Source organism: Pseudoalteromonas sp. J010 (assembly GCF_003934235.1).
Taxonomy (GTDB): Bacteria; Pseudomonadota; Gammaproteobacteria; order Enterobacterales; family Alteromonadaceae; genus Pseudoalteromonas; species Pseudoalteromonas peptidolytica.
Window position 1 is genome coordinate 1 of the sequence record NZ_RDBW01000060.1, and the last position, 7,935, is coordinate 7,935.

At 44.2% G+C, this 7,935-nt stretch carries 5 protein-coding genes; all 5 read left to right on the forward strand.

Annotated elements, in window-relative coordinates; translation table 11 throughout:
* A partial coding sequence (locus EAG18_RS21760) for an amino acid adenylation domain-containing protein (protein ID WP_125254444.1) occupies positions 1–2,401 on the forward strand: 2,401 nt, incomplete at its 5' end.
* Positions 2,402–2,697: 296 nt separating this feature from the next.
* On the forward strand, positions 2,698–4,032 hold the full coding sequence (locus tag EAG18_RS21765) for an MATE family efflux transporter (RefSeq protein WP_125254445.1): 1,335 nt from the start codon (positions 2,698–2,700) through the stop codon (positions 4,030–4,032).
* A 69-nt stretch (positions 4,033–4,101) separates the two neighbouring features.
* Positions 4,102–4,479, forward strand: coding sequence for a hypothetical protein (locus EAG18_RS21770; RefSeq protein WP_125254446.1), 378 nt, complete (start codon positions 4,102–4,104; stop codon positions 4,477–4,479).
* Positions 4,480–4,608: 129 nt separating this feature from the next.
* On the forward strand, positions 4,609–5,334 hold the full coding sequence (locus EAG18_RS21775) for a hypothetical protein (protein WP_125254447.1): 726 nt from the start codon (positions 4,609–4,611) through the stop codon (positions 5,332–5,334).
* A gap of 143 nt (positions 5,335–5,477) precedes the next feature.
* Positions 5,478–7,935: non-ribosomal peptide synthetase (locus tag EAG18_RS21780; protein ID WP_125254448.1), on the forward strand; the 2,458-nt coding region annotated here is incomplete at its 3' end.

Genomic DNA, 7,935 nt, shown 5'->3' on the forward strand with positions numbered 1-7,935 from the left:
GGACTATGTGTTGGGACTATGTGTTGAGCGCTCTGTGGAGATGGTGATAGCCATCTTGGGAGTCTTAAAAGCTGGCGGTGCCTATGTGCCGATGGCACCGGATTACCCGCAAGAGCGACTGGCGTATATGATAGCGGATGCACAGCTATCTCTGGTGTTGAGTCAGCARCAAGTGGCGTCGGTAYTACCCGATTTTCAAGGCACGGTATTGACGTTAGATGGGGAATTAGCCCAGCACTTAGCCTGTTACTCCAGTGCTGATTTGACCCGTGTGGATACACAGGTGAGCGGGGCAAGTTTGGCCTATGTGATTTACACCTCAGGGTCTACTGGTCAGCCTAAAGGGGTGATGATAGAGCATCGCACGGTGCAGGCCTTAGCCAGCGARATGGTGGGGTGGTTTGATGAGGTKMACCGCTTTGGGTGGTGCGCAAACTATGTATTTGATGCTTCAGTGCAGGGTTTGGTGTACTTACTCAGTGGTAGCACCTTAGTGATCATTCCAGAGGCACTGAAAGTGGCACCGCAGCGATTACAAGACTACGTTGCCCAGCAGCAAGTGACGGTGTTGGATTGTACGCCAAGTCTATTGGAGTTTTGGTTAGATAATTGGCAAGCCGATGGGGCGAAACCGAACTTATTGGTTGGRGGAGAGGCCATTTCAGAGCGTTTATGGTCACGTTTACAGGCGTACGAAGGTCAAGGTGCKCAGGTGTATAACGTGTATGGACCCACGGAGTGTACGGTCAATAGTACCRTGACCCGAGTGAAYACCGCGCAAGCACAAATAGGGCGGGCGCTCTCGTATGCACAGGCGTATATTTTATCGCCCAGTGGAGCGTTAGTGCCAAAAGGCTCGGTAGGTGAGTTATACATTGGCGGGGATGGCCTAGCACGGGGGTATTTACATCGTGARGAATTAACCCAAGAGCGGTTTGTTGAGAATCCATTTTTTGATGCAGCGCAGCCACATAGTAGCAAGCGTTTATATCGAACAGGAGACTTAGTRCGCTATTTGGCGGATGGTAATATCGCCTTTTTAGGGCGAACAGACGACCAAGTTAAAATATCAGGGTATCGTATCGAGCTTGGTGAAGTAGAAAACCAGCTGAGCCAGCAGGCAGGGGTAGAGTCAGCGTTAGTGGTGGCAAAAACCCTCGCGGGCAGTACACAATTGGTGGCCTATATCAAAGCCGAAGGCGAAGTGCACGAGGCGGAGTTTATCAGCGATGTAAAAGCGCAGTTACAAGCCCGYTTACCAGAGTATATGGTGCCTGGGGTGATGTTATTGGTGAAGCAGTGGCCATTAACGCCAAATGGCAAAGTAGATCGCCGTGCCTTACCAGAGCCGGATCTCCAAGGTCACCACCGTGGGGTGTTAATACCACCTAGTGATCAGGTTGAGCAGCAATTGGTGGACATTTGGGCTGATTGTTTTGAACTGTCTCAAAATAGAATCAGTGTCACAGATGACTTCTTCGATCTCGGTGGCAATTCGTTAATGTCGTTAACCCTGATGGCAAAAATTAATAAGGTGTTTGAGCAAGACTTACCTATGTCTACCTTATTTGGTAACTCTACGATTAAAGCAATTGCCGAGCTACTGCGTAAGCCTACTCAGCACAGTCACGATATTGTGGTGCCGATCCAGCCTAAAGTTGAAGCTGCTCCCGTTTTTGCGGTACCAGGGGCTGGCGGTAACGTATTGTGCTTTGATGCGATGAGTAAAAATTTAGGCGTACATCAACCGTTTTATGGTCTACAGGCGATGGGTGGAGATGGTCAAAGCGCGCCGCACAATAGTGTCACTGAAACCGCTGAAGCGAATATTTTAGCGTTAAAGAAAATCCAGCCGATCGGCCCATATAGATTGCTTGGTCATTCTTATGGCGGGGTTGTTGCCTATGAGATGAGTCGTTTGTTACTGGAACGAGGTGAAGAGGTCGAAAGTCTGACATTACTAGATTCATTTGCGCCCCATGTTCTTGGTGGTTCAGCGAGAGCTTCCTTGGCTCAGCTCGTCGCCATGCAAATGGGCGATATTGCCTTTATTCGAGATGATGAAGTTGCATTTTTGGCAGATCAAAGTATCAAGCAGCAAAGCCGTTACTTTGTCGACTTACTGGCAAAACATGGGGTAGAAATAACCGCTGAGCAGTTAACGGCGTTATATCATGTTTATACCCAAAGTATTGATAATTATGACTCGTTCAAACCCAAAGCCATATCGCATAAACTGATGGTAAGACTGTATCGTGCTAAAAGTAATACGGCGCGTAATGGTACTCCAGAGGACTATGGTTGGAACAGCTTGCTTGCAAAGCCTGCGGAGTTGTACGACATTGAAGGAGACCATTTCTCGATACTTGAAAGAGAGTATGTGCAACAAATAAAGATTTAACATTTTGAATTAAATACACTTCTTACAGGTGCATTGGCCATAGAGTCTATGCACCTGTCATTTCTGCTAAATGCAAATATCTGGTTTTCCATATACTGTGTGTCTATTAGGTTGACTCAATAACGGCATATTACATCGGTAATGCTTATGATTGTGGTCAGAATAAGCCAAAGAGATGACGCACTACTATTTCTTCTCGCTAATCAAAAAAGTGTTGTTGGCTGGCTTTGCCTTACGAAAGCAGATCTTAAGTCATCTGCTACCTATCTAGTATTTTAAATTGTGGGTTTGTTTTTATGCGATTCAGAAACCGAGTCGAAGCAATATTGAAGATGGCCTTGCCTATCACCGCAGGACTATCTTCAACCTTTATTATGGTATTTATTGATTTAGCTATGGTGGGTCAACTCGGTAGCGAAGCCATTGCAGCGATTGGTTTGGCCGGATTTAGTTATGCCCTCATTTTATGTTTTATCCAAGGGTTAGCACCTGCTGTACAAGGTTTAATCGCTAAGAAAAAAGGATTGGGTGAAACACAAGATTTATGTTTGCCTCTCAATGGCGGTGTGCTGATAGCAGTTGCCATTGGTATTCCAATGTCCATTTTTTGCTATTTAATAAACCCTTGGTACTTTCAGCAAGTTGCCTCGGACCCCTTGGTGGTTGAGCATAGTATTGCTTATTTAACGATATTGTCTTTTTCAATGGTTGGTGTCGGTATTTCAGAGGCTTTTGAAGGGCACTGGAATGGCATAGGTAAAACAAAAGTTTTTATGTTTAACTTATTCATCATCAACTCGTTGAATGTCTTGTTTAACTATATTTTTATTTTTGGGAATTGGGGAGCGCCGGCGTTAGGTACTATGGGAGCTGGCTTGGCCACGTTACTATCGGTGTATATTGGTAACTTATCTTATGTCTTAATCACTGCATATTTGCATCGCGGTCAAGGTTTTCTATGTCGTTGGCCGAGTACAAGCCTGATTAAACATATTATCAATATTGCTATACCTGAGAGTTTTCGCGAGTTTACTTTAGCGTTGGGATATGTGATTTTCTTCTGGTTAGTTGGAAAAATAGGCACCAATGAGTTGGCTGCCACCAATGTAATTGTGCGAATTTATTCTGTACTCAACTTATTTCCGATGGCACTAGGCTCAGTGTCTGCGACGCTTGTTTCGGGCGCTATCGGTAAAGGGGACTATGAGGAGGCAACACTTTGGGGGTGGGCGACTGCAAAGGTCGGTATATTCGTGATAACGGCATTGGCATTGCCATTGGTTTTCGCTCCTGAGTTGGTTTTATCGCTATTTATTACAGACTCAACTTTGGTGGCTGAAGCGGCTTTACCCTTACAGGTAGTTGGGATCACCAGCGGTATTACGAGCCTAATTTTCATTTTTGCATACACTTTGATCACCATTGGTGATGTCAATCGGGTACTGGCCGTTTCCTTCGGAACACAATGGTTATTCTTTTTACCATTGGTTTGGTTTGCGGGCGTATTTCTTGATTTTGGATTGTTGGAGATATGGGTTATCCATACCTTATACGCACTACTTGCGACACTGATGGTTACCTTGCTGTGGTCAAATGGTCGCTGGAAAAGTATTAAACAAGTAGCAGTGTAATCAGTTTTTATTCGTCACACGGGACTATCTCACGTGTGAGACTTAATTATCAAACATAGGAAAATTAAAATGAAGTGGTTGGAATTGTTGTCTCGTCTGTTCTTGGTCTTTTGGTTAGGAATATGTGTCGTTGATGGTTGGGGGTATATTCTATTTGACTATTACTTAACCGGGGAGCCGGTCACCCCATTTTTGTCAGGGTTAATGGGCACTATGTGGTTTTGGGTATTCTTTAAAGTGATACAAACACTTGGTGTGTTGAGTATTGCCTTTAATTACAAGGTACCGCTTGGATTATTTTTGCTACTACCAAGCACTATCATTATTTGCTTATTCTACTTCTTTATTTTGCAAGCGTTTATCCCTGTGGCAGTGCTGTTAATTGTCGCAACAGGAATACTGTTAAAAAGACATCAAGATAAGTTTTTACCGCTATTAAAAAGTTAATTGTACGGCCACATTTCAACGCGACATCCTACAAGCGCAAACCAGTCAGGTGAGCTGAGCTTGAGCTGTGTTAGGTGTGAGCCATTGCGCATAGATACTTCAAATAAAAAGTTAAAAGGAGAAATAATAATGAAAGTTGGTTCTATCGGAAGCATTATTAAAAAGGTCTTACTGTTTACACTCGGCGCAGTCGTTGTGTCTGCCACTGCCTCGCACTTATATTGGAAATATTCCGGCTCTGGCGAATGGGAATTGTTGCATGTTAAAGATGGCGTCACTGTGCACACATTAAAGGCGTCAGGTGAAACACATTTACAATTTAAAATGCAAGGAACCTTTACCGGGTCGCTTGGCGCGATCATGAAAGTGATGCGTGACCCAGAAGCTTGTGATGAGATTGGGTGTTTTGACTCGAAAATAATTAAGACGCAGGACTATCCGCGTTATCAATATTATACCTTCAAGTATGCCTATGGTTCACCGTTTGATGATAGACAATATGTGGTGCGCTCGGAGTTCAAGCAAGACCCGATCACGAAGGAAATCTACACCGATTTTAAGGCTGCTGTTGATTTACTACCAGAGGATGATTGCTGTGTAAGAGTGACGCATATGCACAATATTTGGGAGTTCAAGCCATTAGGAGGTAACCAAGTTGAAGTGCAGTTTACGTTGAATGAAAAACCAAATGGTTGGGTGCCGTATTTCCTTTTCAATCAAATTCATACCAGCACAGTACATCAGAATGTTGAGTGGCTTCAGGAGATCCTCGATCTTGATAAGTATAAAAATGCTGTAGTGGATTATGTTGAAGAATACGAACCAGTGACGACCGCTGTGTCTACATCTGAATGACAATTGGGAGGCACAAACTGTGTAACACGAATTGTGTAGCACGAACTGTGTGAGGTGAACTGACCCCAGTTCTGCCAGTTGTTTCTAGTAAAACCAAATTGGTGTCCTTTATTACAATAATTAAATGGGATTGAAGAGTTTCCATGAAAAAAATAATGAATTTCCTAAATGGATTGACGAAGAAAGGTGTCGACATTTCTTCTAGTGATAATAGCGCGCAGCATGAAAAAGGTCGTGAGGAAGCGAGCAAAGATACCCAGGGCAAGGCTAGTATCGCTCCGTCCAGTGATCCAGTTACACCGCTTTCTCAGCATGCTTGTCAATCAACGGAATACGCAAAATCACACCGCGATTCGGTGCCAACTGGATATACTAAAACAGCGGCAGAGCACAGCGACAACGCGCAGAATGAGGTCAAAAAATTCGCCAGTGATCCTGCTTTATCGTCAGATCTCGACAAACCGAGTGTGTTGGAAGACTTTAATGCAACTGCCTATCCTATTCCTCAAGGTATGTGTCTTCATCACCTTTTTATTGAGCAAGTCAAGCGCTCGCCAGATGCGATAGCCGTAGTCGATAGAGGCCAAGCTTATAGCTATCAAACCTTGTATGAGCGCAGTCAGCAGTTTGCGTTATATCTTCAAAGCCAAGGTGTGAAGCCAGATACTGTGGTGGGATTATGCCTTGAGTCATCATTTGATTTAATTGTGAGTGTCTGGGGGGTATTAATGGCAGGGGGAGCGTACCTCCCACTAGATCCTCACTATCCACCAGAGCGTTTGGCGTATATTGTCAGTGATGTAAAGCCCCAGTTAATCATTAGCCGCAGTGATAGTGTTGAGTGCATACGCAGTGGTATTGGTGACAGTGACACCTTAATACTGTTGGATAAAGATTTAGACGTTATCAATGCAGCAATTGCGCAGTTGCAAGCGGACGCTGTGTCATTAAATGAGACTGTGAATGCCAATCACCTTGCGTACGTACTTTACACTTCGGGCTCCACAGGCAAGCCAAAAGGCGTGATGGTCGAGCATCAAAGCGTCGTAAATCATAACTTATTTGCTGCACGGGCTTATCAAATAGACAGCAGTAGCGTACAAATTCAGTTGGCAAGCATAGGCTTTGATATTTTTGTTGAAGAGGTGCTTGTCATTCACAATCACGGTGCAACCTTGGTGTTAGAAGACAAGCAAGCTCTGCTAAACATTGCATCTTTGACTGAAATTGTACAGCGCAATCAAGTGAATACACTAAACTTACCGACTGCATTTTTTCATCATTTAGTGATCGCTGAGTTTGATTTCTCTTTGGTTAAAACCATCATTGTAGGTGGTGAAAAGCTAGACCATCAAAAGGCGAAGCGCTGTTTAACTGGGTTTCCTAATGTCCAGCTCATCAATACCTACGGACCAACAGAAACAACAGTTATCAGCTCAATCCAAGCCGTTTCTCTGGCGTTATTGAATGAATATGACGACATACCAATAGGTCAACCGATAGCAAATACGGCGATTTATATTTGCGATGAGGCTGGTAAGCCACTGCCAGTAGGAAGCGCAGGTGAGTTGTGTATTGGTGGAGTAGGTTTGGCGCGAGGCTATCTCAACCAGCCTGTACTGACAGCCAGTAAATTTATTGAAAACCCATTTGTATCGGGTGAAAGGCTGTATAAAACTGGAGATTTGGCCTGTTTGACAGATGACGGCAAGTTAACGTATTTGGGCCGTATTGATACTCAGATAAAGTTTAATGGTTATCGAATTGAGCCACAAGAAATTGAGCAATGCTTAAATACCTGTCATGGAGTGAAAGACAGTATTGTTGTGTTACAAAAAACACCGCAGTATAGCCGCCTTGTGGCTTTTTGTTTGGCTGATGAAGTCCCCTTTACTGGCGCTATTGCAACGCAACATCTAGAAACCAAACTACCAAGTTACATGATACCCGAGCACTTTGTTGTACTCGAGTCTTTTCCCACCACACCAAACGGCAAAATTGATAGACGGGCATTAGAAGCCATGGAATTATCAATCACTCCAGCACCGCAATATATCGCCCCCACCTCAGCAACTGAGCATCAATTAGTCACCATTTGGGCTGAGACTTTTGCGCGCCCAGTAGAGCAGGTGAGCACCGCTGAGCGGCTTGGACATACGCACGTAAATTCACTACAAATTAGCTTGTTACAAGCAAAGATCCGCAAAGCATTTCAGGTTAATTTGCCACTGGCACAGTTCTATCAAAACAATAGCCTTGCCGAATTAGGCCGTTGCATTGATACCGCTGAAACGCACCAATGGCTAGACATTCCAGCACTTAATCATGATCAGCAGGCGATACAACCAAGTTACGCCCAACAAGGCTTATGGTTAGTAGAACAGCTTAATCCCGGGCACACAGCTTATAGCATTCCTGTGGCGTGGCATTATCAACGTAAGTTGAATATTACCGCTTTAACCTCAGCACTTGAGCAGTTAGTTGCAAGGCACGCCAGTTTACGTACGACTTTCCCAAGTGTAGAAGGAAAAGCTGTTCAGCAAGTACAAGAGCAAGTGGTACTAGACTTTGAGTTGTATGACGTGAGTCACTATGACAATC

Bases quoted from the DNA above. Each gene is read 5' to 3' on its own strand.
- EAG18_RS21770 (WP_125254446.1), top strand. From the start codon at position 4,102: ATGAAGTGGTTGGAATTGTTGTCTCGTCTGTTCTTGGTCTTTTGGTTA.
- EAG18_RS21775 (WP_125254447.1), top strand. From the start codon at position 4,609: ATGAAAGTTGGTTCTATCGGAAGCATTATTAAAAAGGTCTTACTGTTT.
- EAG18_RS21765 (WP_125254445.1), top strand. From the start codon at position 2,698: ATGCGATTCAGAAACCGAGTCGAAGCAATATTGAAGATGGCCTTGCCT.